Origin of the sequence: Rothia kristinae NBRC 15354 (assembly GCF_001570865.1) — a bacterium.
GTDB classification, from domain to species: domain Bacteria; phylum Actinomycetota; class Actinomycetes; order Actinomycetales; family Micrococcaceae; genus Rothia; species Rothia kristinae.
Genome location: NZ_BCSM01000009.1, coordinates 80364 through 105681, shown reverse-complemented (window position 1 = coordinate 105681; position 25318 = coordinate 80364). Strand labels below are relative to the sequence as shown.

Annotated in this window: 17 protein-coding genes and 1 pseudogene; 3 read left to right on the top strand and 15 right to left on the bottom strand. The window is 70.8% G+C overall.

All coding sequences use genetic code 11. The annotated features are described in order from the left end of the window. Window positions 1–495: 495 nt before the first annotated feature. The 13 genes from tuf to KKR01S_RS06840 all read right to left on the bottom strand — a co-directional run bounded on the left by tuf (window position 496) and on the right by KKR01S_RS06840 (window position 14411). A complete protein-coding gene (tuf, locus tag KKR01S_RS06900; RefSeq protein ID WP_055684589.1) occupies window positions 496–1686 on the bottom strand; it encodes an elongation factor Tu in 1191 nt (396 codons plus the stop codon). Window positions 1687–1860: 174 nt separating this feature from the next. Further along, entirely contained in the window at window positions 1861–3975 is a 2115-nt protein-coding gene (fusA, locus tag KKR01S_RS06895) for an elongation factor G (protein WP_055684590.1), read from the bottom strand. Between the two features lie 72 nt (window positions 3976–4047). Next, the gene (gene rpsG / locus KKR01S_RS06890) at window positions 4048–4521 is read right to left on the bottom strand and encodes a 30S ribosomal protein S7 (protein ID WP_055684591.1); all 474 of its coding nucleotides are present in this window, start codon (window positions 4519–4521) and stop codon (window positions 4048–4050) included. Then, complete coding sequence (gene rpsL / locus KKR01S_RS06885; RefSeq protein WP_055684592.1) at window positions 4521–4895, bottom strand: 30S ribosomal protein S12; 375 nt, start codon at window positions 4893–4895, stop codon at window positions 4521–4523. Before rpsL ends, rpsG begins: the two co-directional genes overlap by 1 nt. A gap of 421 nt (window positions 4896–5316) precedes the next feature. Beyond that, window positions 5317–6117: an IclR family transcriptional regulator domain-containing protein gene (locus KKR01S_RS06880; protein WP_055684593.1), complete on the bottom strand. Its 801-nt coding sequence runs from the start codon at window positions 6115–6117 to the stop codon at window positions 5317–5319. Next, on the bottom strand, window positions 6114–6815 hold the full coding sequence (locus KKR01S_RS06875; RefSeq protein WP_058731518.1) for a CoA-transferase: 702 nt from the start codon (window positions 6813–6815) through the stop codon (window positions 6114–6116). Before KKR01S_RS06875 ends, KKR01S_RS06880 begins: the two co-directional genes overlap by 4 nt. Next, window positions 6812–7543 (bottom strand): 3-oxoacid CoA-transferase subunit A, encoded by a 732-nt coding sequence (locus tag KKR01S_RS06870; RefSeq protein ID WP_061225631.1) that lies wholly within the window; start codon window positions 7541–7543, stop codon window positions 6812–6814. The genes KKR01S_RS06875 and KKR01S_RS06870 overlap by 4 nt, the downstream gene beginning before the upstream one ends. Then, on the bottom strand, window positions 7540–8781 hold the full coding sequence (locus KKR01S_RS06865; protein WP_061225630.1) for a thiolase family protein: 1242 nt from the start codon (window positions 8779–8781) through the stop codon (window positions 7540–7542). Before KKR01S_RS06865 ends, KKR01S_RS06870 begins: the two co-directional genes overlap by 4 nt. Continuing rightward, the gene (gene pcaDC, locus KKR01S_RS11605) at window positions 8778–10208 is read right to left on the bottom strand and encodes a bifunctional 3-oxoadipate enol-lactonase/4-carboxymuconolactone decarboxylase PcaDC (protein ID WP_081101621.1); all 1431 of its coding nucleotides are present in this window, start codon (window positions 10206–10208) and stop codon (window positions 8778–8780) included. The genes KKR01S_RS06865 and pcaDC overlap by 4 nt, the downstream gene beginning before the upstream one ends. Next, window positions 10205–11479 carry a lyase family protein gene (locus KKR01S_RS06855; RefSeq protein WP_061225629.1) on the bottom strand — a complete coding sequence of 425 codons (1275 nt, stop codon included), beginning with the start codon at window positions 11477–11479 and terminating at the stop codon, window positions 10205–10207. The genes pcaDC and KKR01S_RS06855 overlap by 4 nt, the downstream gene beginning before the upstream one ends. Then, entirely contained in the window at window positions 11472–12065 is a 594-nt protein-coding gene (locus KKR01S_RS06850; RefSeq protein ID WP_061225628.1) for a dioxygenase family protein, read from the bottom strand. The genes KKR01S_RS06855 and KKR01S_RS06850 overlap by 8 nt, the downstream gene beginning before the upstream one ends. After that, window positions 12062–12895, bottom strand: coding sequence for a protocatechuate 3,4-dioxygenase subunit beta (gene pcaH, locus KKR01S_RS06845; protein WP_061225627.1), 834 nt, complete (start codon window positions 12893–12895; stop codon window positions 12062–12064). The genes KKR01S_RS06850 and pcaH overlap by 4 nt, the downstream gene beginning before the upstream one ends. Window positions 12896–12974: 79 nt before the next feature. Next, window positions 12975–14411 carry an MFS transporter gene (locus KKR01S_RS06840; protein WP_081101619.1) on the bottom strand — a complete coding sequence of 479 codons (1437 nt, stop codon included), beginning with the start codon at window positions 14409–14411 and terminating at the stop codon, window positions 12975–12977. 210 nt (window positions 14412–14621) lie between these two features. Here KKR01S_RS06840 and KKR01S_RS06835 point away from each other — a divergent pair, with 210 nt between their 5' ends. The 3 genes and pseudogenes from KKR01S_RS06835 (at window position 14622) to KKR01S_RS06830 (ending at window position 17468) form a co-directional block, all read left to right on the top strand. Beyond that, window positions 14622–15602: a shikimate dehydrogenase gene (locus KKR01S_RS06835; RefSeq protein WP_081101618.1), complete on the top strand. Its 981-nt coding sequence runs from the start codon at window positions 14622–14624 to the stop codon at window positions 15600–15602. Beyond that, window positions 15599–15970: pseudogene (locus KKR01S_RS11545) on the top strand (sugar phosphate isomerase/epimerase family protein); the annotation flags it as partial. The gene KKR01S_RS06835 and the pseudogene KKR01S_RS11545, both read left to right, overlap by 4 nt. 64 nt (window positions 15971–16034) lie before the next feature. Continuing rightward, a complete protein-coding gene (locus tag KKR01S_RS06830; protein ID WP_369472974.1) occupies window positions 16035–17468 on the top strand; it encodes a sugar phosphate isomerase/epimerase and 4-hydroxyphenylpyruvate domain-containing protein in 1434 nt (477 codons plus the stop codon). A gap of 141 nt (window positions 17469–17609) precedes the next feature. Here KKR01S_RS06830 and KKR01S_RS06825 read toward each other — a convergent pair whose 3' ends face one another. Both KKR01S_RS06825 and rpoB read right to left on the bottom strand, forming a co-directional pair. Continuing rightward, window positions 17610–21503 (bottom strand): DNA-directed RNA polymerase subunit beta', encoded by a 3894-nt coding sequence (locus KKR01S_RS06825; RefSeq protein WP_061225626.1) that lies wholly within the window; start codon window positions 21501–21503, stop codon window positions 17610–17612. 55 nt (window positions 21504–21558) lie between these two features. Beyond that, on the bottom strand, window positions 21559–25074 hold the full coding sequence (rpoB, locus tag KKR01S_RS06820) for a DNA-directed RNA polymerase subunit beta (protein ID WP_061225625.1): 3516 nt from the start codon (window positions 25072–25074) through the stop codon (window positions 21559–21561). Between the last annotated feature and the right edge of the window lie 244 nt (window positions 25075–25318).

Genomic DNA, 25318 nt, shown 5'->3' with positions numbered 1-25318 from the left:
GCGCCCGCGAGCCGCTCGCCGCTGGGGCGATCGCTGCGGGATCCTGGCGCCGCTTCGCACGAGCTGAATCCGGACGGATTCCGGGTTCCTCACCTCGCCGAAGCACCGACCCCCGAACTCGGGCGTGTCGCGCGCGCTGCGCGCGGAGACGCCGTGAACATCTCGGACCGGGTCGTTGTGGCTTGCGCGGAGCGCACCGCCGTGAGCCGGAAGCGGGACTTCCGGTGCACGCGGCGCATCGACGCCTGCAAGCGCTTGAACAACGTTCTCCATCCTGCCATGCCCGGCAAGCCGCCCGCAAGCGCTGGAGGGATTCGTGGTAGAACACACACCCACCGAGGGCAGCGGGCGATGGCGGCGACCCATGGCCGGCGATCGCGCGGCACGCGCCCGGGGACGCGGGAAGGCCCCGACACACCTGAAGTGTGCCGGGGCCTTCTCGCAGATCCGGTCGGCGCGGGGGCTGCCCGCGCCGACCGAGCAGGTCGGGTGACCTTACTTGACGATCTTGGTCACACGACCGGAGCCCACGGTGCGGCCACCCTCGCGGATGGCGAAGCCGAGGCCCTCCTCCATGGCGATCGGCTGGATCAGCTCGACCGACATCTCGGTGTTGTCACCGGGCATGACCATCTCGGTGCCCTCGGGCAGGGTGATGACGCCGGTGACGTCGGTGGTCCGGAAGTAGAACTGCGGACGGTAGTTCGAGTAGAACGGGTTGTGACGCCCACCCTCGTCCTTGGACAGGATGTAGACGTTCGCCTCGAAGTTGGTGTGCGGGGTGATGGAACCCGGCTTCACCACGACCTGGCCGCGCTCGACGTCGTCGCGCTTCAGGCCGCGCAGCAGCAGACCGCAGTTCTCGCCGGCCCAGGCCTCGTCGAGCTGCTTGTGGAACATCTCGATCCCGGTGACCGTGGTCTTCTGGATCGGGCGGATGCCGACGATCTCGACCTCGGAGTTCAGGGCCAGGGTCCCGCGCTCGGCGCGACCGGTCACCACGGTGCCGCGCCCGGTGATGGTGAAGACGTCCTCGATGGGCATCAGGAACGGCTTGTCCTTGTCGCGCACGGGGTCCGGGATGTACTCGTCCACGGCCTCCATGAGCTCCTCGATGGACTTGACCCACTTCTCGTCGCCCTCCAGCGCCTTCAGCGCGGAGACGCGGATGACGGGGGCGTTGTCGCCGTCGAACTCCTGGGAGGACAGCAGCTCGCGGACCTCCATCTCGACGAGGTCCAGCAGCTCCTCGTCCTCGACCATGTCGGCCTTGTTCAGGGCGACCAGCAGGGTCGGCACGCCGACCTGGCGGGCGAGCAGCACGTGCTCGCGGGTCTGGGCCATCGGGCCGTCGGTGGCGGCGACCACGAGGATCGCGCCGTCCATCTGGGCGGCACCGGTGATCATGTTCTTCACGTAGTCCGCGTGGCCGGGGGCGTCCACGTGGGCGTAGTGGCGCTTCTCGGTCTGGTACTCGATGTGCGCGATGTTGATGGTGATGCCGCGCTGCCGCTCCTCGGGAGCGGAGTCGATCATGCCGAAGTCCTGGAGCTCGTTGAGGTCCGGGTACTTCTCGGCGAGGACCTTGGAGATCGCGGCGGTCAGGGTGGTCTTGCCGTGGTCGACGTGACCGATGGTGCCGATGTTGACGTGAGGCTTGGAGCGCTCGAACTTAGCCTTAGCCAAGGGTGTTCCTCCTAGAACGTTTGTGTGGAAGCTTGCGCTGGCCGCGCGCAGTCCGCTGTGGAAGACGGATTCCCTGTCTACCTTAGCGGATTTCCCGCAGACGCGTGAAGCGCCGGCGCAAGCCGGGGGTCCCCGTCGGCCCGCCCCGTGCGGGGCGGACCGGCGGAGTGGGGATCACTCCCCGCGGGACTTCTGGATGATCTCGTCCGCCACGGCCTTGGGGACCTCGGCGTAGCTGTCGAAGGTCATCGAGTACACCGCGCGGCCCTGCGTCTTGGAGCGCAGGTCGCCGATGTAGCCGAACATCTCGGACAGCGGGACGAGGGCGGCCACCAGCTTGATGCCGGCGACGTCCTCCATGGACTGGATCTGGCCGCGCCGGGAGTTCAGGTCGCCGATGACGTCGCCCATGTACTCCTCGGGGGTGCGGACCTCCACGGCCATCAGGGGCTCGAGCAGGACCGGGTTAGCGCGCCGCGCGCCTTCCTTGAAGACCATGGAGCCGGCGATCTTGAAGGCCATCTCGGAGGAGTCGACGTCGTGGTAGGCGCCGTCCACCAGGGTGGCCTTCACGCCCACGACCGGGTACCCGGCGAGGATGCCCAGCTGCATCGCGTCCTGGATGCCGTGATCCACGGACGGGATGTACTCGCGCGGCACGCGCCCGCCGGTGATCTTGTCCTCGAACTCGTAGAGCTCCTCGGAGTCCAGGGCGATCGGCTCGAAGGAGACCTGCACCTTCGCGAACTGACCGGAGCCGCCGGTCTGCTTCTTGTGGGTGTAGTCGACCTTCTCCACGGCCTTCTTGATGGTCTCGCGGTAGGCCACCTGGGGCTTGCCCACGTTGGCCTCCACGCGGAACTCGCGCTTCATGCGATCCACCAGGATGTCCAGGTGCAGCTCGCCCATGCCGCCGATCTCGGTCTGGCCGGTCTCCTCGTTGAGGTTCACGGTGAACGTGGGGTCCTCGGCGGAGAGCTTCTGGATGGCGGTGGACAGCTTCTCCTGGTCGCCCTTGGTCTTGGGCTCGATGGCCACGAAGATCACGGGCTTCGGGAAGGTCATGGACTCCAGCACGATCGGGTGGGCCGGATCGCACAGGGTGTCCCCCGTGGTGGTGTCCTTCAGCCCGATCGCCGCGTAGATGTGCCCGGCCTGGATCTCCTCCACCGGGTTCTCCTTGTTGGAGTGCATCTGGAACAGCTTGCCGATGCGCTCCTTGCGGCCCTTGGTGGAGTTGGTGACCTGCTGGCCGGAGGAGGCCACGCCGGAGTAGACGCGGATGTAGGTCAGCTGGCCGTAGAACGGGTGCGCGGCGACCTTGAAGGCCAGGGCCGAGAACGGCTCGTCCTTCGAGGGCTTGCGGGTCAGCTCGACCTCCTCGTCCTTGGGGTCGTGCCCGATCATGGGGGGCACGTCCAGCGGGGACGGCAGGTAGTCGATGACCGCATCCAGCATGGGCTGCACGCCGCGGTTCTTGAAGGCCGAGCCGCAGAACACGGGGTAGGCCTCGTTGTTCACGGTCAGCTGGCGCACGCCGGCCTTGATCTCGTCGATCGTGAGCTCTTCGCCCTCGAGGTACTTCTCCATGAGCTCCTCGGAGGCCTCCGCGACGGCCTCGATCAGCTCGTTGCGGTACTGCTCCGCGCGGTCCTTGAGCTCCTCGGGGATGTCCCGGGTCTCGTACTCCGCGCCCATGGTGACATCGCCCTTGGCGTCGCCGGGCCACACGTAGGCCTTCATCTCCAGCAGGTCGACGACGCCGACGAAGTCGTTCTCCGCGCCGATCGGCAGCTGCATGACCAGGGGCTTGGCCCCCAGGCGCTTGACGATGGTGTCCACGGTGAAGTAGAAGTCCGCGCCCAGCTTGTCCATCTTGTTGACGAAGCAGATGCGGGGGACCTCGTACTTGTCGGCCTGGCGCCACACGGTCTCGGACTGGGGCTCCACGCCCTCCTTGCCGTCGAAGACCGCCACGGCGCCGTCGAGCACGCGCAGGGCGCGCTCGACCTCGACCGTGAAGTCCACGTGGCCGGGGGTGTCGATGATGTTGATCTGGTTGTTCTTCCAGAACGTGGTGGTCGCGGCCGAGGTGATGGTGATGCCGCGTTCCTGCTCCTGGGCCATCCAGTCCATCGTGGAGGCGCCGTCGTGGGTCTCACCGATCTTGTGGTTGATGCCCGTGTAGAACAGGATGCGTTCGGTCGTCGTGGTCTTGCCGGCATCGATGTGGGCCATGATGCCGATGTTGCGGACCTTGTTCAGGTCGGTAAGCACGTCACGTGCCACGGTGTCTCCTTCAGGTGGATCCGTGCCCTCGGGACCCGCCCGCCGGTGCCGGCGGGCGGGTGGGGCATGAGATTACCAGCGGTAGTGGGCGAAGGCCTTGTTGGACTCGGCCATCTTGTGGGTGTCCTCGCGGCGCTTCACAGCGGCACCGAGACCGTTGGAGGCATCCAGGATCTCGTTCATCAGACGCTCGGTCATGGTCTTCTCGCGGCGCAGCTTGGAGAAGCCGACCAGCCAGCGCAGGGCCAGCGCGGTGGCGCGCCCGGCGCGCACCTCGACCGGCACCTGGTAGGTGGCGCCGCCGACGCGGCGGGAGCGGACCTCCAGGGAGGGCTTGATGTTGTCCATGGCCTTCTTCAGCGTGGCCACGGCGTCGCCGCCCTCGGCCTTCTGCGCCACGCCCTCGAGGGCGCCGTAGACGATGCGCTCGGCGGTGGACTTCTTGCCGTCCTGTAGGACCTTGTTGATCAGCTGGGTGACCAGCGGGGAGCCGTAGACCGGGTCGACGACGAGAGGACGCTTGGGAGCGGGACCCTTACGAGGCATTACTTCTTCTCCTTCTTCGCGCCGTAGCGGGAGCGGGCCTGGCCGCGGTTCTTGACGCCCTGGGTGTCCAGCGCGCCGCGCACGATCTTGTACCGCACGCCGGGGAGGTCCTTCACACGACCGCCGCGCACGAGCACGATGGAGTGCTCCTGCAGGTTGTGGCCCTCACCGGGGATGTACGCGGTGACCTCGACGCCGCCGTTGAGCTTCACGCGAGCGACCTTGCGCAGCGCGGAGTTCGGCTTCTTCGGGGTGGTGGTGTAGACGCGGGTGCACACGCCGCGCTTCATGGGGCTGCCCTTCAGTGCGGGCGCCTTGGTCTTCTCGACCTTGGGAGTCCGGCCCTTGCGGACCAGCTGCTGAATGGTAGGCACTGTTCGTGTTCTCCAGTTGGTGCTTCGCCGCGGCCGTCCCCGTGCTGGACACGGGGGAAGCCGCTGCTCGGTGTCTGTCCCAGGCGGTCTCGGGTGAGGAGCCGGTTCTGAGGCACTGATACGTCGCCGACCGGCGGGCGGGGAGATCGGAGCGGTTTTGGGCACGCGGAGACGATGGCATTTTGGCGCAGAGCGTGCGCGCCAGAGGACCGTATCCATACCTGCCATTGATTCCGAAGCCCACCGCCGTGATCGCCTCCGGTGTCGCGTCCGCGAGACTCCGAAGCCGGAGCCCTGTGGGCACGCACCCGCGCTGGGGCTGGTACTTCGTCGTCCAGCATACACGAGGCCCCGCCGCCCCGGAAGAGCCCATGAGCCACCGCACACCCGACGGCCCCGGGCGCTGCCGCCCGGGCCGGACTCACACCCGGTGCTCCCCCAGGCGCAGCTGCTCCTCGATCCGGCCCGCGCAGTCTCGCAGCGCCTCCAGGGTTGGCCCGAGCAGCCGCCGCGGCTCCGCGTGCTCCGTGCCCACGCGCGTGGAGACGTTCAGCCCCGCCACGACCTCTCCCCCGGCCCCGCGCACCCCGACGGCCAGCGAGCGCAGCCCGACCTCCAGCTCCTGGTCCACCAGCGCCCACCCGTCCCGGCGCACCTGCTCGATCCGCTGGGCCACGGCCTGCGGATCGGTCAGCGTGTGCCGGTTCAGCGCCCGCGGAGGGTGCTCACCCAGGTGCCGGTCCACCTCCTGCGGGGATCGCCCGGCGAGCAGGACCCGGCCCATCGACGTCGTCGCGGCCGGCAGCCGGGTGCCCACCGAGATGTCCACGGCCATGATCCGCTGCGCGGCCACCCGCGCCAGGTAGACGATCTCCGGCCCGTCCAGCACGGACAGGGACACCGACTCCCCCAGCCGGGCCGACAGCTCCCGCAGCGGGACCTCGGCCACCTGCTTGAGGGTCTGCCCGGACAGGTAGGCGTAGCCCAGGGACAGCACCTGCGGGCCCAGGCGGAAGGCCCGGCCCTCCACCTGCACGTAGCCCAGGTGGGCCAGGGTGTGCAGGAACCGCCGGGCGCTGGCCCGGCTCATCCCCGTGCGCTCGGCCACCTGCGCCAGGGTGAGCTCCGGGTGCTCGGCGTCGAAGGCCCGGATCACCGCCAGGCCCCGCTCCAGCGACCGCACATACGTGCCGGCGGCCGGCTCCTGCTCGTCGCGGCTCACGCGGCCTCGCCGTCGGGGAAGACCAGGGGCACCTCGGGCATCAGCTCGCGCAGACCGGACTCGTCGATCCCGTGCATCTGGCGCACCCGCACCTTCCCGTCGCCCTCCAGCAGGAACACCCCCAGGTCCGTGTAGACCCGGGAGACGCAGCCGACGCCGGTGAGGGGGAAGGTGCACTCGGGGACGATCTTGGCCGTGCCGTCCCGGGTGAGCAGGCGCATCATCACCCAGGTGGACTTCGCCCCGATCGCCAGGTCCATCGCCCCGCCCACCGCGGGGATCGCACCGGGCTTGCCGGTGGACCAGTTGGCCAGATCCCCGCCGGCGGAGACCTGGTAGGCCCCCAGCACGCACACGTCCAGGTGCCCGCCGCGCATCATCGCGAAGGAGTCCGCGTGGTGGAAGTAGGAGGCGCCCGGGGTCTCGGTCACCGGGATCTTCCCGGCGTTGATGAGGTCCTCGTCCACCTCCTCCCCGTGCGCGGCCCGGCCCATGCCCAGCATCCCGTTCTCGGTGTGCAGGGTGACCCCCTGCTCGGGGCCGAGGTGATCCGCGACGGTCGTGGGCTGGCCAATGCCGAGGTTGACGTAGGAGCCCGGGGCGATGTCCGCGGCGACCAGCCGGGCCAGGGCCTCCTTCTCCAGGGGCCCCTCGTCGGGGGACTGCGGCTCGGGCGTCTGCTGCTCGGGGGTGCTCATCGGCGGTCTCCTTCCGCGGGGGTGCTGGACGGCCGCCCGGCGCGCTCGCGCGCGGCCAGCCGCCCGGATTCGCTGGGGATGCGCACCAGCACGTCGGTGTAGATCCCGGGGGTCACGATGACCTCCGGGTCCAGCGGCTCCCGGGAGATCTCATCCACCTGCGCGATGGTGCGCCGGGCGGCCGTCGCCATGACGGGGCCGAAGTTCCGGGCGGTCTTGCGGTAGACGAGGTTGCCCCAGGCATCCGCGGCGAAGGCCTTGATCAAGGCGGCGTCGGCGTGGATCGGGGTCTCCAGCACGTGCCCGCGCCCGTCGATCATCCGGGTCTCCTTGCCCTCGGCCAGGGCCGTGCCGTAGCCGGTGGGGGTGAAGAACCCGCCGATGCCGGCCCCGGCCGCGCGCAGCCGCTCGGCCAGGTTCCCCTGCGGGACCAGCTCCAGCTCGATCCGCCCGGCCCGGTAGGCCTCGTCGAAGTGCCAGGAGTCGGACTGGCGGGGGAAGGAGCAGATGATCTTGGCGACCCGCCCCTCCCGGATCAGCCGCGCGAGCCCGACGTCGCCCTGCCCGGCGTTGTTGTTGACCACGGTCAGGCCCGTGGCCCCGCCCTCCAGCAGGGCGTCGATCAGCTCCATGGGCTGCCCGGCGTTGCCGAAGCCCCCGATCAGCACGGTCGAGCCGTCCTCGATCCCGGCGACGGCCTCGGCCGCACTCTGCGCGATCTCGGTCATGCCCGCTCCTTCCCGTCATTCTCCTCGGACCGGGGTTCCTCGTCCCCGGCGACGTTCTCCAGGACCACGGCCAGGCCCTGGCCCACCCCGATGCAGATCGCGGCCACGCCCCACCGGCTGCCGGTCTCCCGCAGCCGCGCGGCCAGGGTGCCCAGGATCCGCCCGCCGGAGGCGCCCAGGGGGTGTCCGATGGCGATGGCCCCGCCGCGGGCATTGACGATCTGCGGATCCACCTCCCAGGCGTCCAGGCAGGCCAGGGACTGGGCGGCGAAGGCCTCGTTCAGCTCGATCGCCCCGACCTCGCCCCAGCCGATGCCGGCCCGGGCCAGGGCCTGTTCGGCCGCGGCCACCGGAGCGATGCCGAAGTCCTGCGGGACCAGGGCGTGGGCCCCGCGCCCGGCGATGCGGGCCACCGGGTCCCGCCCGATCAGCTCCGCGGCCTCCTCGCTGCCCAGCAGCACCGCGGAGGCGCCGTCGTTCAGCGGCGAGGCGTTTCCGGCGGTGATCCGCCCGCCGTCCTTGCGGAAGGCGGGGTTCAGCCCGGCCAGCTTCTCCTCGATGGTCCCCGGGCGCAGGGACTCGTCCCGGGTCAGCTCGGTGTCCGGAACCTGGGCCACCAGCGCGTCGTAGAAGCCCTCCTCCCAGGCCTGTGCCGTGAGTCGGTGCGAGCGCGCGGCGAAGGCGTCCATCCGCTCGCGGGTGATCCCGCGGGTCTCGGCCAGCTGCTCGTTGGCCTCCCCGAGGGACACGGTCCAGGCCGGATCCATCCGGGGGTTGACCAGGCGCCAGCCCAGGGTCGTGGAGGCCAGCTCCAGGTTCCCGGCGGGGAAGGGCCGCTCGGTCTTGGGCAGCACCCAGGGGGCCCGGGACATGGACTCCACCCCGCCGGTCAGCACGATCCGCGCATCCCCGACGGCGATCTGGCGGGAGGCCTGCATCGCGGCGTCCAGGGAGGAGCCGCACAGCCGGTTGATGCTGGTGCCGGGCACGGACACGGGCATCCCCGCCAGCAGTGCGGCCATGCGTGCGACGTTGCGGTTCTCCTCCCCGGCGCCGTTGGCGTTGCCCAGCATCACCTCATCCACCGCCGCCGGGTCCAGCGCGGGGCTGCGCCGCAGGATCTCGGCCAGCACGAAGGCCGCCAGGTCATCCGGGCGGGTGCCGGACAGGCCGCCGCGGAAGCGCCCGAAGGGGGTGCGCACGGCGTCGTACACGTAGGTCTGTGCAAGGGCGCTCATCGGCGCTCATCCTCCTGGGCATCGGTGGGGTCATCGGCGTGGCCGGGGTCCTGGGCCGGGCCCGGATCCTGGGCAGCGGCCGGGGGCAGGTCCCCGATCTCGCGCAGGACCCGCTGGGCGCGGGCGAAGGCCGTGTTGGCCGAGGGCACGGAGCAGTAGATCGCGGTCTGCAGCAGGATCTCCTGCAGCTGGGCCACGGTGACGCCGTTGCGCCTGGCGGCCCGCACGTGCATGTCGAACTCCTCCCAGTGCTGCCCGGCGATCATCGCGGTCAGGGTCACGGCGCTGCGAGTCGGCCGGTCCAGACCGGGGCGGGTCCAGATCTCCCCCCAGGCGTAGCGGGAGATCAGGTCCTGGAAGGGGGCGGTGAACGCGGTGGCGGTGCGCGCGGCCCGATCCACGTGCGCGTCGGAGAGCACCTGGCGGCGCACCGCGGCGCCCTCGGCGTGGACCCGGTCCCGGTCCGCGGACCGCTCGGGCAGCTCGCCGTTCGGCCGGGAGCCGTCGGCCTGCACGGCGTCGGTGGGGGCGGCATCGCCAGCCGCGGGGGCGGCGCCGGCGGGGGCGACGGCGGCGGCCGCGGCGTCGGCGGCGGGCCGGTGCTCGGCGAAGAACTCCCGCAGCGCCCCGGCCACCTCCCTGGGCTTCTCCGCGCAGGCCAGGTGCGCGGCACCCTCGATGACCGCCAGGCGCCCGTCGGGCACCCCGTCGGCGATCTCGCGCAGGGATGCCGGGGGCGTGGCGGGGTCCTCGGCCCCGGCGATGGCCAGGACCGGCACCCGGATCTCCCGGAGGCGCTCGCGCAGATCGTGGCGGCTCAGGGCCCGGCAGATCTGCGCGTAGCAGTGCCGGTCCGCCTCCTGCAGGCTGTGCATCAGCTCGGTGGCCACGACCGGCTGGGCCGCGAGGAAGCCGTCCGCGAACCAGGTCTGGGTGCTGCGGATGACCTGGCTTGGGGTTCCGGAGGCGGCCACGAACTCGGCCCGCTCCAGCCAGGCCTGCTCGGTGCCGATCTTCGCCCCGGTGCACAGGGCCGCCAGGGCACTCACCCGCTCCGGGTGGGCCAGGGCCAGCTCCAGACCCACGGCCCCGCCCACCGAGACCCCGGCGTACAGGAACGGGGTGTCCTCGGGCAGGCCGCGCTCGCGCTGCAGGCGCGCGGCCAGGTCGGCCACGGCCTCGGCCAGCTCCGCCAGGCTGTGCTGCGCGGTGTCGGCGGCCCCGCGGCCGTGCCCGGGCAGCTCCCAGCCGACCGGCTCGACGTCGCCCGCCAGCTGCGCGGCCGCCGGGGCCCACAGCGGGGTCACGGCGGTGCCCAGGGAGGGTCCGAGCAGCAGCAGCGGGCGGCGCGGATGGTGGGCCGGCGCGTCGGGCTCGTCCCGGAGGTACTCCCCCAGGGCGACGGCGGTCAGGGTCGGGGTGCTCATGGGCGTGCTCCTCGGGTCGCGGGCTCATCCGGTGCGATGCCGCCGCGCCATCGGCGGGCGGCGGCCAGGGCCAGGGCCACGGCGTCGCCGTAGGTCCCGGTGTCCTCGGGGTCGGTGTCGGGGGCCTCGGGGAAGGTCAGGGCGAGGTTGCGGGCCATCGGCTCGGGGTGGACCTCCAGGCCCTCCAGGAGACGACGCCCCAGAGCGGCGGCGATCATCCCGTGGGCCAGGACCTCGCGCAGCGGCTCCCACTCCAGGTGCCAGGCCACGTCCGAGCGCTCCTCCAGGGCCAGCGCGGCGCACTCGTGCAGCCGGCCCATCGCCGAGGCGGCGGCCAGCCCGGAGCGGCGCATCAGCACGGACAGCACGGGGTTGCGCTTGTGGGCCATGGCCGAGGAGCCCCCGCGCCCCGGTGCCGCGGGCTCGGACAGCTCCCCGATCTCCCGGCGCGCCGAGACGACGACGTCGCCGCCGATCCGGGCGAAGCACTGCGCGGTCAGGGCCGGGGCCTGGGCCGCGGCGAGCACCGGCTGTCGCCGGGTGTGCCAGGGCGCGGCGGGCAGCGCCAGGCCCAGGCGCCGGGCCCAGGCCGCCAGCAGGGCCTGGGGGTCCCGCCCTCCCCGGGGGTCCCGGGGCAGCTGGGCACCGGTGCCCGCGGCCCCGCCGATCGCGACCGGTAGCCGCCGCAGGCTCGCGGTCAGCTCGGCCCGGGCCTCGGCGAGCCCGTCCAGCCAGCCGCCGGCCCGGGCCCCGAAGGTCGTGGGCAGGGCGTGCTGGGCCAGGGTGCGCGCGATCATCGGGGTGCGGGCCTGACGCTGCGCGATCTCGGCCAGGGCGTCCCCGGCGGCCGTCACCTCCGCGAGGATCCGCTCGGTGCCGGCGCGCATGCGCAGCATCAGCGCGGTGTCCATGACATCCTGGCTGGTCAGCCCGCGGTGCACCCAGGCCCCGGGATCGGAGTCCGGCCCGTCCGGGGAGCCGGTGCCGCCCAGCCGGGACCGGACCCGCTCGCGCGCGGCGCGCACCAGCCCGATCACGGGGTTGCCCCCGGCTTCGGCCTCGGCCGCCAGGCCCGGCAGGTCGTAGTCCTCGGCCGCGCCGAGGGCCTCGGCCACCTGCTCAGCCCACCCGGAATCGAGGATGCCGGTCTCGGCCTGCGCCATGACCCAGGCCAGCTCGACCTGGAGGAGCGAGTCCAGGAAGGCCTCGGGGTCCAGGGCCTCCCCCGCGTGCTGCCCGCCGGGCAGCAGCAGGTCGCGGAACTCAGCCATCGGCCGCGACCCCCCGCCGGTCGGCGCGATCCTGCCCGACGCCCTCCTCATCGGCACCCTCCTGTCCGGCGTCGTCGGCCGCGAGCGCCTGCTCGTCCTCGGGCAGGTACGCCCGGGTGAACAGGCGGTTGAGCAGCCCGCGGGCGAAGATCGTGACCAGCCAGAACGGGGCGTGGCCGGGATCGGTCGGGCCCGGCTGCACCGTGGTGAAGGAGAACGTCCCCTCCCGGTCCACGAAGTCCCGGCCCCAGCCGGTGAACTCCCAGCCGCTGCGCACCAGGGAGCCGGTGCGCTGCGGGATCGAACCGTCCCGATCGGCCTGCCAGATCTCGATCATCGCGTCCGGGACCGGCTGCCCGGCGCCGTCGCGCACGGTGCCGAAGAAGCGCATCGCGCCCGGCACGCCGATGTGGACCAGCTCGCTGCCCCCGCCGAAGGGCAGGCCGTTGTTCTCGTAGGCCGTGGCGTAGCCGAAGAACGGGCCGATGGTCTGGCCCGGCGTCGGCGTGAGGTCCTCCGGCGGGTCGGTGACGGGCCGGCCGCGGCTGACCGGCACGGTCACGGGGGTGCGGTTCTGGGTGCTCATGCGTCCTCCTCGGGGTCCATCCAGGTGCGGCCGCTGCCGCCGAGCACGATGTCCCAGCGGTAGCCCAGCAGCCATTCGTGCTCGGAGACCTCGTGGTCGTAGGCCGCGATCAGCCGGTCCCGGGCCTTCTGGTCGGCGATGGACTGGTAGATCGGGTCCAGCGGGAACAGCGGGTCCCCCGGGAAGTACATCTGGGTGATCATCCGCTGGGTGAAGTCCGTGCCGAACAGGGAGAAGTGGATGTGCGCTGGGCGCCAGGCGTTGCGGTGGTTCTTCCACGGGTACGGCCCGGGCTTGATGGTCGCGAAGGAGTAGGAGCCGTCCTGCCCCGTGATGGTCCGGCCGATGCCGGTGAAGTTCCGGTCGATCGGCGCCGGGTGCTGGTCCCGCTTGTGGATGTAGCGCCCGGCCGCGTTGGCCTGCCAGATCTCCACGAGCTGCCCGCGCATCGGGCGCCCGGCCGAATCCAGCACGCGCCCGCTGACCCGGATGCGCTCCCCGATCGGCTCCCCGCCGTGCTGGATGGTCAGGTCGCTCTCCAGCTCGCCGACGTCGCGGTGCCCGAAGGCCGGGGAGGTCAGCTCGATCAGCTCGGGGTCGGTGTGGTGCAGGTCCTTGGTCGGGTGGCGCAGCGCGGAGCTGCGGTAGGGGGCGAAGTCCAGGCGCGGCTGGGTCTCCCGCGTCCCCGAGGCCGCGTACTGCTCGTGCTGCTCCCGGATCTCCCGGCTGATCGCCTGCTGGCTGGCCGCGGCGGCGTCGGGGTCGGTGGGCACCTGAGCGTTCGTCTCGGCTCCGGCGGGCCGTTCGTCGTGGGTGGTGTGGGTGGTCATGGCTCGTCCTCTCGCGGGCTCGACGGCGGATGCGGGGTACCCGAGCCGACGCCGCGGGCGGCGTCGGCCCGGGCGGGTATCAGGTGCGGACTCGGCGCCGCTCGGCGTCGCTGCGCCGCTGCTCGGCGGCGGCACGCCGCTGCTCGCGCACCGCCTGCTGCACGGCCTTCCCGCCGAGCCGCTCCTGCGGCACGAAGGCCGTCTCCCGGGCCGAGAGGATCGTGACGCAGCTGATGAGGATGGAGACGACGACGAAGACGACCACGCCCTGCCAGCCGAAGCGCGGTTCGATGATCGCGGCGATCGAGGGAGCGAAGCCGATGAGCACCAGACCCAGCTGGTTGCCCATGGCCATGCCGGTGTAGCGCACGGGGGCGGCGAACATCTCCGGGAAGAACACCGTCCACACGGCGTTCCAGCAGGAGTAGAACAGGCCCTGGTTGACGATGCACAGCAGGAAGATCAGCCCCCAGCTGCCGGCGTGGATGGCCTCGAAGTAGAACCAGACGCTCACGATGCAGCCCAGGGCGCCGACCAGCAGCACGGGCTTGCGCCCGACCCGGTCCGAGAGCACCGCCAGCAGCGGGATCGCGGCCATGGACACCGCCATCGCCACGGCGTTGACCAGCAGCATCCGGGAGCGGTCCAGCCCGACGACGTTGGAGGCGTAGTTCAGGGCGTAGACCATCATGATGGACTGCACCACGGAGAAGAAGGTGATGAGGAAGACCCGCAGCACGTCCGTGCCCTGGGTGCGCAGCACCCCGACGGCGGGCACGGCCTGCAGCTGCCCGGTCTCCTTGGACTCCTCGAAGGCCGGGGTCTCATCCAGGTGGGCCCGGACGAAGTAGGCCAGGGCCAGCACGACCCCGGAGATCAGGAACGGGATGCGCCAGCCCCATCCGTACAGGGCCTCCTCGGGCAGGTTGGCCACGGGGATGAACACCAGGGCTGCCAGGACGTTGCCGGCCGAGCAGCCGATCATGGTGAAGCTGGTGAAGAAGGCCCGCCGCCCGTCCGGGGAGTGCTCCATGGTCAGGGTGGAGGCCCCGGCGGCCTCGGCCCCGGCGGAGAAGCCCTGCGCGGCCCGGCACAGCACGAGCAGCACCGTGGCCCAGGCGCCCACGGCCTGGTAGGTGGGCAGCAGGCCGATGGCCACCGAGGACAGGCCCATGATCATCAGGGTGATCAGCAGGGACAGCTTGCGCCCGACCCGATCCCCGATGTGGGACATCACCAGCCCGCCGATGGGCCGCACGATGTAGGCCACGCCGAAGGTCGCCAGGGAGGCCACGGTGGCGACGACGGGATCCCCCTCCGGGAAGAAGATGTGCCCGAAGACCAGGGCCGAGGCGGTGCCGTAGAGCACGAAGTCGTAGTACTCCAGGGTGGCCCCCAGGAAGGCGGCCAGGGCGGATTTGCCCGGTGTCTTGCGCACCGGATCCGACGGATCCGGGGCGTGCGATCCGGTGTGGGAGGCGTCCGGCGCGGGGGCCGGGGTGGTCTGCTCGCTCATGGGACTCCTTCGTCTCGTGGGCACGGGCGGCGCGCGGTGCGACGCCCGCCGCAGAAGGGCCCATGTGTTCGCTGTGCGAACTGTTGTACGCGATGCGCACCTCCGCGTAGTGTCGACGACGATACCCCGTCGGCGAGATCTGCGCCACTGCGGCGCCGCTGCCCCGACGCACCGACCCCGGGGACCCTCCCCGGACCAAGGAGCATCCCCATGAGCCTTCCCGGCCGATCCCACCTCGTGGGTCTGATCGGCGGCGGCATCACCGCCTCCCTGACCCCTCCCCTGCACGAACGCGCCGCGGACCGCCTCGGGCTGCGCTACCTCTACCGGCCGGTGGACCTCGAGGCCCTGCCCGGACACCCCGGTCCCGTCTCCGCCCAGCACGGGGTGGAGCTGCTCGGCGCGGCCCGCGAGCTCGGCTTCAGCGCCTGCAACGTGACCCACCCGTGCAAGCAGCTGGCCGTGGCGCCGATGGACGAGCTCTCCGAGGAGGCCGCCCGGCTGGGCGCGGTGAACACCGTGCTGTTCCGGGACGGACGGATGATCGGGCACAACACCGACGTCACCGGCTTCGCCGCCGCGCTGGCCGCGGGCCTGCCCGCGGCAGACCTGACACGGGTGGTGCAGCTGGGCACCGGCGGTGCCGGCTCGGCCACCGCCTACGCCCTGCTGGCCGCCGGCGCCCAGCGCCTGGAGCTGTTCGACGTGGATCGGCAGCGGGCCGAGGAGCGGGCCGCCGAGTACGCCCGGCTGTTCCCCGGGGCCGAGGTCCGCGCCCTGTCCCGCGAGCAGCTGCCCGAGGCCGTGGGCGAGGCGACCGGACTGCTCAACGCCACCCCCATCGGGATGCACCACCACCCCGGTGCGCCCCTGGATCTGGAGCTGGTGCACCCGGGACTCTGGGTGGCCGATGTGATCTACCTGCCGCAGGAGACCCCGCTGATCCGGCGCGCCCGCGCCCTGGGCTGCCCCGTGCTTCCCGGCGGCGGCATGGCCGTGGGGCAGGCCGTGGACGCCTTCACCCTGATCACCGGGCAGGCCCCGGACCGGGAGGCGATGGCCCGGGACTTCGCCGAACTGGTCACCGCCCAGCAGGGGCCCGGCACCCCGACGCCGCCGTCCCCCGCCGAGTCGACCCCCGCCCACGCGGAGAGCCAGCCCGCCGCCGAGGACGAGGAGGCCGGACGATGAGGACCTCGATCGCGACCGTGAGCCTGTCCGGGACCCTGGTGCAGAAGCTGCGCGCGGCCGCCGCGGCCGGATTCGACGGGGTGGAGATCTTCGAGCAGGACCTCGTCGTCGCCCCGGAGTCCCCGGAGCGGATCCGGGAGCTGGCCGCCGGGCTCGGGCTGAGCCTGGACCTGTACCAGCCCTTCCGCGATGCCGTGGGGGTCAGTCAGGAGGACTTCGCCCGGGTCCTGCACCGAGCCGAGGCGAAGTTCAAACTGATGGGCCGGCTCGGGATGGACCTGATGCTGGTCTGCTCCACCGTCGCCGGCGGGGTCACGGCCGATGACGCCGTCGGCGACGAGCTGACCGCCCGGCAGCTGGGGAGGCTGGCCGACGCCGCCGCGGCCCACGGCATCCGCCTGGCCTACGAGGCCCTGGCCTGGGGGGGCGGCGGTGAACGACGTGGACCACTCCTGGCGGATCGTGCGCGCCGCGGACCGGGGGAACCTCGGGATCTGCCTGGACAGCTTCCACATCCTCTCCCGGGACTGGCCCACCGAGGGCATCCTGGACATCCCGGCGCAGAAGCTGTTCTTCCTGCAGCTGGCCGACGCCCCGCCGATGTCCCTGGACGTGCTCTCCTGGTCCCGCCACCACCGGGTCTTCCCCGGGGAGGGCGGCTTCGCCCTGGCCGGCTTCCTGGACACGGTGCTGCGCGCCGGCTACGCGGGGCCGCTGTCCCTGGAGATCTTCAACGACTCCTACCGCCAGACCAACGTGTACCGGACCGCCCAGGAGGCCCACCGCAGCCCGGTGTGGCTGCAGGACCGCGTGGCCGCGCTGCGGGCGCAGCGCGGGGAGGACGAGCGGCTTCCCGCCGATGCCGCGCTGACCCGGCTGCCGCAGGCCCAGGCACCCACCGGGATCCAATGGGCGGAGGTGCGCGGGCAGCGCACCGACGGGCTGCAGGCCCTGCTGGCGCAGCTGGGCTTCCGCCCGCGCGGTCGGCACCGGACCAAGCCGGTGGGGCTGTGGGAGCAGGGCGCGGCGCGCGTCGTGCTCAACGAGGACCACTGGGCGCGGGAGGACGCCAGCCTCGCCTCCCTGGCCGTGCAGGTGCCCTCGGCCGAGGGCACCGCGCGCCGGTGCCGCGAGCTGGGCTTCCGCGAGGTCGCGCGCCTGACCCGCGACGACGAGCAGCGCTTCCCGGCCTTCCTCACCCCGGACGAGACCGAGGTCTTCCTCACCGAGGCGAGCGAGGGCCAGCCCGCGTGGGTCGCGGAGTTCGACCGGCCCGACGTCGACGCCGTCCCCCGCCTGGACCGGGAGCCGGGCGAGCCGCTGATCACCGGGATCGACCACGTCAACCTCGCCCAGCCCCGCCACCACCAGGCCGAATCCATGCTGTTCTACCGCGCGGCGCTGGGCCTGGAGCGGCGCGCGGCCACGGACGTGCCGGGCCCGGACGGGCTGATCAGCTCCCAGGTGGTGCGCACCGAGGACGGCTCGGTGCGCCTGCCGCTGAACGTGGCCCCGGACCTCAGCGCCCACCCGGGCCGGGAGCACGTGGCCTTCGCCTGCTGGGACATCCTGGCCCTGGCCCGGCGGGCCCGGGCGGCGGGGCTGGGATTCCTGCCGGTGCCGGAGAACTACTACGAGGACCTCGACGCCCGCTTCGAGCTGCCGGCCTCGCGCCTGGCCACCCTTCGGGAGCTGGACCTGATGTACGACCGGGACGAGCGCGGCGAGTTCCTGCACTTCTACACCCGCACCGTCGGGCAGGTGTTCTTCGAGGTGGTCCAGCGCCTGGACGGCTACGACGGCTACGGCGGGCCCAATGCCCCGGTGCGCCTGGCCGCCCAGGCCCGCCTGACCGACGGGCTCTGAGAGCCCCGGCGAAGCACCTGGGAAACGGGGAAGGGCCCCGCACCGGCCCCCGACGCTCACGAGCGTCGGGACCGGGGCGGGGCCCTTCACGGTGCCGTCACCGTGCGGGCGCGGTGCTCACCGCGCCCGCACGGTCCGGCATCAGGAGCCGTACCCGGGGTACTCCTCCAGCGGGATCGCGTGGAACTCCGCGGCCACGGAGCCGTCCGTCTCCCCCGCGTAGGAGAAGTCGGCGAATCCGGTGGAGTTGGCGTACATCTGCTCGCGCGCCTCCTCCGTGGGCTCCACCTCGATGTCGTTGTACCGATCCAGACCGGTGCCGGCCGGGATCAGCTTGCCGATGATCACGTTCTCCTTCAGGCCCACCAGCGGGTCGGACTTGCCCTCCATCGCCGCCTGGGTCAGCACCCGGGTGGTCTCCTGGAAGGAGGCGGCCGACAGCCACGAATCCGTGGCCAGGGAGGCCTTGGTGATGCCCATCAGCTCCGGACGCCCGGCGGCCGGGCGGACCTGCTCCTGCACGGCCTTCTTGTTGGCCTGCTGGAACTGGACCGTCTCCACCAGCTCACCCGGCAGCAGATCGGTGTCACCGGACTCGATGACGGTGACCCGCCGGGTCATCTGGCGCACGATGACCTCCACGTGCTTGTCGTGGATGCCCACGCCCTGGGAGCGGTACACGCCCTGGACCTCGTCCACCAGGTGCTTCTGCGCCTCGCGGGGCCCGCGGATGCGCAGCACCTCCTTGGGATCCACCGCACCGGAGACCAGCTGCTGGCCGACCTCCACGCGGTCCCCATCCGAGACCAGCAGCCGCGCCCGGCGCAGCACCGGGTAGGACATCGGCTCGTCGTCCTTGCTCTCCGGGGTGATGACCACCTTGAGGGACTTCTCCGTGTCCTCGATGGACACGGTCCCGGCGATCTCGGAGATCGGGGCCACGCCCTTGGGGGTGCGGGCCTCGAACAGCTCCTGGATGCGGGGCAGACCCTGGGTGATGTCATCCGCGGAGGCCACACCGCCGGTGTGGAAGGTGCGCATGGTCAGCTGGGTGCCCGGCTCGCCGATGGACTGCGCGGCGATGATGCCCACGGCCTCGCCGATGTCCACCAGGTTCCCGGAGGCCATCGAGCGGCCGTAGCACTTGGCGCACACGCCCACCGCGGACTCGCAGGTCAGCACGGAGCGGACCCGCACCTTCCGGATCCCGGCCTGGTACAGCTTCTGGATCACGGCGTCGGAGACGTCCGCGCCGCCCTCGGCCAGCACCGTGCCGTCCTCGTCCTTGACGTCCACCGCGAGCACGCGCCCGTGGATGGAGTTCTCGACGTCGTCGTGCAGGTGCACGGCCCCGGTGTCCGGGTCCACCTGGACCAGGTCCAGGTTCAGGCCCCGCTTGGTGCCGCAGTCCAGCTCCCGCACGATGACGTCCTGGGAGACGTCCACCAGACGCCGGGTGAGGTACCCGGAGTTCGCGGTGCGCAGCGCGGTGTCGGCCAGGCCCTTGCGGGCGCCGTGGGTCGCGATGAAGTACTCCAGCACCGACAGACCCTCGCGGTAGGAGGACTTGATCGGACGCGGCATGATCTCGCCCTTGGTGTTGGACACCAGCCCGCGGATGCCCGCGATCTGGCGGACCTGCATCCAGTTGCCCCGCGCCCCGGAGGAGACCATCCGGTTGATGGTGTTCAGCCCGGTCAGGTTCTCCATCATCGCCGCGGCGACCTCGTCGGTGGCCTTGGTCCAGATGTCGATCAGCTCGGAGCGGCGCTCGTCGTCGTCGATCAGACCCATGTCGTACTGACCCTGGATCTCGCTGGCCTGCTTCTCGTAGCCGGCCATGATCTCCGGCTTGGACGGCGGGGTGGCGATGTCGGAGACGGCCACCGTGACCCCCGAGCGGGAGGCCCAGTAGAACCCGGTGTCCTTGAGGTTGTCCAGGGTGCGGGCGACCACGTGCATCGGGTAGTTCTCGGCGAGGTCGTTGACCAGCGAGCCCAGGCCCTTCTTATCCGCGATCCCGGTGTACCAGGGGTAGTCCTCCGGCAGGGTCTGGTTGAACAGCACCTGCCCCAGGGTGCACTCCAGCAGCACCGGCTGACCCGGGTCCCAGCCCTCGGGGGCTTCCCAGCCCTCGTAGGGCACGAAGTCCTCCAGCTCGATCTTCACCATCGAGTTCAGGTGCAGCTCGCGCCGGTCCAGGGCCATCAGGGCCTCCGCGATCGAGGAGAAGGACCGGCCCTCGCCGGCGGCCCCCTCCCGGACCGTGGTCAGGTGGTACAGCCCGATGATCATGTCCTGGGACGGCACCGCCACGGGGCGCCCGTCCGAGGGCTTGAGGATGTTGTTCGAGGACAGCATCAGCACGCGCGCCTCCGCCTGGGCCTCCGGGCTCAGGGGCAGGTGCACGGCCATCTGGTCGCCGTCGAAGTCCGCGTTGAACGCCGAGCAGACCAGCGGGTGCAGCTGGATGGCCTTGCCCTCCACCAGCTGCGGCTCGAAGGCCTGGATCCCCAGGCGGTGCAGGGTGGGGGCGCGGTTGAGCAGCACCGGGTGCTCGGTGATGATCTCCTCCAGCACGTCCCAGACCTGCGGGCGGAAGCGCTCCACCATCCGCTTGGCGGACTTGATGTTCTGCGCGTGGTTCAGGTCCACCAGGCGCTTCATCACGAAGGGCTTGAACAGCTCCAGGGCCATCTGCTTGGGCAGACCGCACTGGTGCATCTTCAGCTGCGGGCCCACCACGATGACCGAGCGGCCCGAGTAGTCCACGCGCTTGCCCAACAGGTTCTGGCGGAACCGGCCCTGCTTGCCCTTGAGCATGTCCGACAGGGACTTCAGCGGGCGGTTGCCCGGCCCGGTGACCGGGCGACCGCGCCGGCCGTTGTCGAACAGGGAGTCCACGGCCTCCTGCAGCATCCGCTTCTCGTTGCTCACGATGATCTCGGGCGCGCCGAGATCCAGCAGGCGCTTCAGGCGGTTGTTGCGGTTGATGACCCGACGGTACAGGTCGTTCAGGTCCGAGGTCGCGAAGCGGCCGCCGTCCAGCTGCACCATCGGACGCAGCTCCGGCGGGATCACCGGCACCGCGTCCAGGACCATGCCCAGCGGGGAGTTGCTGGTGGTCAGGAACGCGTTGACGACCTTCAGCCGCTTCAGGGCGCGGGTCTTGCGCTGGCCCTTGCCGTTCTGGATGGTCTCCTTCAGGGCCTCCGCCTCGGCGGCCATGTCGAAGGTCTCCAGGCGCTTCTTGATCGCCTCGGCGCCCATCGCGCCCTCGAAGTACATGCCGAACTTGTCCACCATGGACCGGTACAGCGCCTCGTCGCCCTCCAGGTCGGTGACCTTGAGGTTCTTGAAGCGGTCGAAGACCTTGTCCATGTGGGCGATTTCGGCGTCCACGCGCTTGCGCACCTGGGCCATCTGACGCTCCGCGGCGTCGCGCAGCTTGCGCTTCTCCGCGGCCTTGCCGCCCTCGGCCTCGATGCGGGCCAGCTCCTCCTCGGTCTCCTTCGCGATCGCGGCGATGTCCGCGTCCCGCTCGGATTCCAGGGTCCTCTTGTCCCGGTCGTGGGCGGCCTGCAGGTTCGGCAGGTCCTCGTGCCGGGCCTCCTCGTCCACGGAGGTGATCATGTAGGCGGCGAAGTAGATGATCTTCTCCAGATCCTTCGGCGCCAGATCCAGCAGGTAGCCCAGGCGGGAGGGCACGCCCTTGAAGTACCAGATGTGCGTGACGGGCGCGGCCAGCTCGATGTGGCCCATCCGCTCACGGCGCACCTTGGCCCGGGTCACCTCGACGCCGCAGCGCTCGCAGATGATGCCCTTGAAGCGCACGCGCTTGTACTTGCCGCAGTAGCACTCCCAGTCGCGGGTCGGCCCGAAGATCCGCTCGTCGAACAGACCCTCCTTCTCCGGCTTGAGGGTGCGGTAGTTGATGGTCTCCGGCTTCTTGACCTCGCCGTACGACCACGAGCGGATGTCCTCGGCGGTGGCCAGACCGATCCGCATCAGTCCCAGTGAAGATTCGTTGGACATGGGGTCCTTTTCTCTTGAAAAACGAATGAACGATCTCGTGGATGGGGTGGGAGGATCAGACCTCTTCGACCGAGCTGGGCTCGGCGTGGGAGAGGTCGATGCCCAGCTCGTCGGCGGCCCGGTAGCTCTCGTCCTCGGAGTCGCGCATCTCGATGGCGTGCCCGTCGCTGGAGAGGACCTCCACGTTCAGGCACAGGGACTGCATCTCCTTGATGAGCACCTTGAAGGACTCCGGCACCCCCGGCTCGGGGATGTTGTCGCCCTTGACGATGGCCTCGTAGACCTTCACGCGACCGTGCACGTCATCGGACTTGATGGTCAGGATCTCCTGCAGGGTGTAGGCCGCGCCGTACGCCTCCAGGGCCCACACCTCCATCTCGCCGAAGCGCTGACCGCCGAACTGCGCCTTACCGCCCAGCGGCTGCTGGGTGATCATCGAGTACGGGCCGGTGGAGCGGGCGTGGATCTTGTCGTCCACCAGGTGGTGCAGCTTCAGGATGTACTGGTAGCCCACCGAGATCGAGTCCGGGAACGGCTCGCCGGTGCGCCCGTCGAACAGCTGGGCCTTGCCGGTGGAGTCGATCAGCCGCTCGCCGTCGCGGTTGAGGTTGGTGTGGTCCAGCAGGTCGAAGATCTCGTCCTCGTCCGCGCCGTCGAACACCGGGGTGGCGACCTTGGTGGGGCCGGACTCCTTGGGGAAGTTCGGCAGCTTCTCCAGCCACGCCGGGTTCCCCTCGATCTTCCAGCCCTGCTTGGCCAGCCAGCCGGTGTGCACCTCCAGCACCTGCCCGATGTTCATGCGCCCGGGCACGCCCAGCGGGTTGAGGATGACGTCCACCGGGGTGCCGTCGGCCATGAAGGGCATGTCCTCCACGGGCAGAATCTTGGAGATCACGCCCTTGTTGCCGTGGCGCCCGGCGAGCTTGTCCCCGTCGGTGATCTTGCGCTTCTGGGCCACGTACACGCGCACCAGCTGGTTGACCCCGGGGGGCATATCCTCGTCGTCGTCCTCGCGGTCGAACACCCGCACCCCGATGACGGTGCCGGACTCGCCGTGCGGGACCTTCAGGGAGGTGTCGCGCACCTCGCGGGACTTCTCGCCGAAGATCGCGCGCAGCAGCCGCTCCTCCGGGGTCAGCTCGGTCTCGCCCTTCGGGGTGACCTTGCCGACCAGGATGTCCCCGGCCTCGACCTCGGCGCCGATGTGGATGATGCCGCGCTCGTCCAGGGCGGAGAGCACGTCCTCGGAGACGTTCGGGATGTCCCGGGTGATCTCCTCGGCGCCGAGCTTGGTGTCGCGGGCGTCGATCTCGTGCTCCTCGATGTGGATCGAGGTCAGCACGTCGTCGGAGACCATCCGCTGGGACAGGATGATCGCGTCCTCGTAGTTCAGCCCCTCCCAGGACATGTACGCCACCAGGAGGTTCTTGCCCAGGGCCAGCTCGCCCTGGTCCGTGGAGGGACCGTCGGCGATCAGCCCGCGCACCTCCACGCGGTCCCCCTCGGAGACCACGACGCGGTGGTTGTAGCAGTTGCCCGGGTTGGAGCGCTGGAACTTGGAGATCGGGTAGGAGGTGGTGGTCCCGTCGTCGTTGCCCACCACGACCAGGTCCGCGGAGACCTCCCGGACCACGCCGGCCTTGCGGGCCAGCACGGAGTCCCCGGAGTCCAGGGCCGCGTAGCCCTCCATGCCGGTGCCGACCACCGGGGACTCGGACTGCAGCAGCGGCACGGCCTGACGCTGCATGTTCGCGCCCATCAGCGCGCGGTTGGCGTCGTCGTGCTCCAGGTACGGGATCAGCGAGGTGGCCACGGAGACCATCTGGCGCGGGGAGACGTCCATGAACTGGACCTCGTCCGCGGCGATCGCCTCGGCCTCGCCGGAGCCGTTGGCCGCACGGCACAGGACGGTGTCCTCGGCGAAGCGCTGGTCCTCGGTCAGCGGGGCGTTGGCCTGCGCGATGATCGAGCCCTTCTCGTCATCGGCGGTCAGGTACACGACCTTGTCGGTGACCTTCCCGTGCTCGACGACGCGGTACGGGGTCTCAATGAACCCGAAAGGGTTGATCCGGCCGAAGGTGGCCAGCGAGCCGATCAGGCCGATGTTCGGGCCCTCAGGGGACTCGATGGGGCACATGCGGCCGTAGTGGGAGGGGTGCACGTCGCGCACCTCCATGCCCGCGCGGTCGCGGGACAGACCGCCCGGGCCCAGCGCGGACAGGCGCCGCTTGTGGGTCAGGCCCGCCAGCGGGTTGTTCTGGTCCATGAACTGCGACAGCTGGGAGGTCCCGAAGAACTCCTTGATCGAGGCCACCACGGGGCGGATGTTGATCAGGGTCTGCGGGGTGATCGCCTCGACGTCCTGGGTGGTCATGCGCTCGCGCACGACCCGCTCCATGCGGGACAGCCCGGTGCGGATCTGGTTCTCGATCAGCTCGCCGACCGCGCGGATGCGGCGGTTGCCGAAGTGGTCGATGTCGTCGGTGTCCACGCGGATGTCCACGGACTGCCCGTCGCGCACGCCCTTCATGGTCGTGCCGCCGTCGTGCAGGGTCACCAGGTAGCGGATCATCGCGACGATGTCCTCCTGGGTCAGCACCGAGGAATCGTTGTCCGCGAGGTTCTTGTCCAGGCCCAGCTTCCGGTTGATCTTGTACCGGCCGACCTTCGCCAGGTCGTAGCGCTTGGGGGTGAAGTACATGTTGTCCAGCAGGGACTGGGCGGCGTCCACCGTCGGCGGCTCACCCGGGCGCAGCTTCTTGTAGATGTCGATCAGCGCCTCGTCGCGGGTCTCGACGGTGTCCTTCTCGAGGGTCGCGCGGATCGAGTCGAACTCGCCGAACTCCTCGAGGATCTTGGACTCGGTCCAGCCCAGGGCCTTCAGCAGCACGGTCACGGACTGCTTGCGCTTGCGGTCCAGGCGCACCCCGACCTGGTCGCGCTTGTCGATCTCCAGCTCGAACCAGGCCCCGCGGGAGGGGATGATGCGCGCGGAGTAGATGTCCTTGTCCGAGGTGCGGTCCGCGGACTTCTCGAAGTAGGCGCCCGGGGAGCGGACCAGCTGGGAGACGACGACGCGCTCGGAGCCGTTGATCACGAAGGTGCCGGACTCGGTCATCAGCGGGAAGTCGCCCATGAAGACGGTCTGCTGCTTGATCTCGCCGGTCTCGTTGTTCATGAACTCGGCCTTGACGTACAGCGGGGCCGAGTAGGTGGCGTCGCGGTCCTTGCACTCCTCCATGGAGTACTTGGGGTCGGCGAACTCCGGCTCGGAGAAGGACAGGGACATGGTGCCCTGGAAGTCCTCGATCGGGGAGATCTCCTCGAAGATCTCGGTCAGGCCGGAGACGGTGGACACGGAGGTGTCCCCGGTCTTCTCCGCCTCGGCGACGCGCTGGGCCCAGCGCTCGTTGCCGACCAGGCGGTCGAAGCTGTCCGTCTGCAGGGCCAGCAGATTCGGAACGCTCAGCGGCTCGTGGATCTTCGCGAATGAGATGCGGGACGCGGAGCCGTCGTGCTGGGCTCCGGTCGCGCCAGCGGCGTCGTTGTTTGAGGTGCTCGAGGCGACCAAGATTGGATCCTTCCACAGACCTGTCTGTACTCGAAGGCTCCCCTTCAGGATCCGACCGCTCCCGCGGGTCCTCGGCGCTGCACGACGCTCACCCGGCGCCCGCGCCGCGCGGTGGCGGCGGCGTCATGCGGTGCGGACGGTGGTCGTGCTGGCGTGGACGGGAGGAAGCTGGATCCATCGGTTGTACCCACCGCTATATGAAGGCACAAAGAACTAGGGAAAGCGCAAATCTCCACATTACACA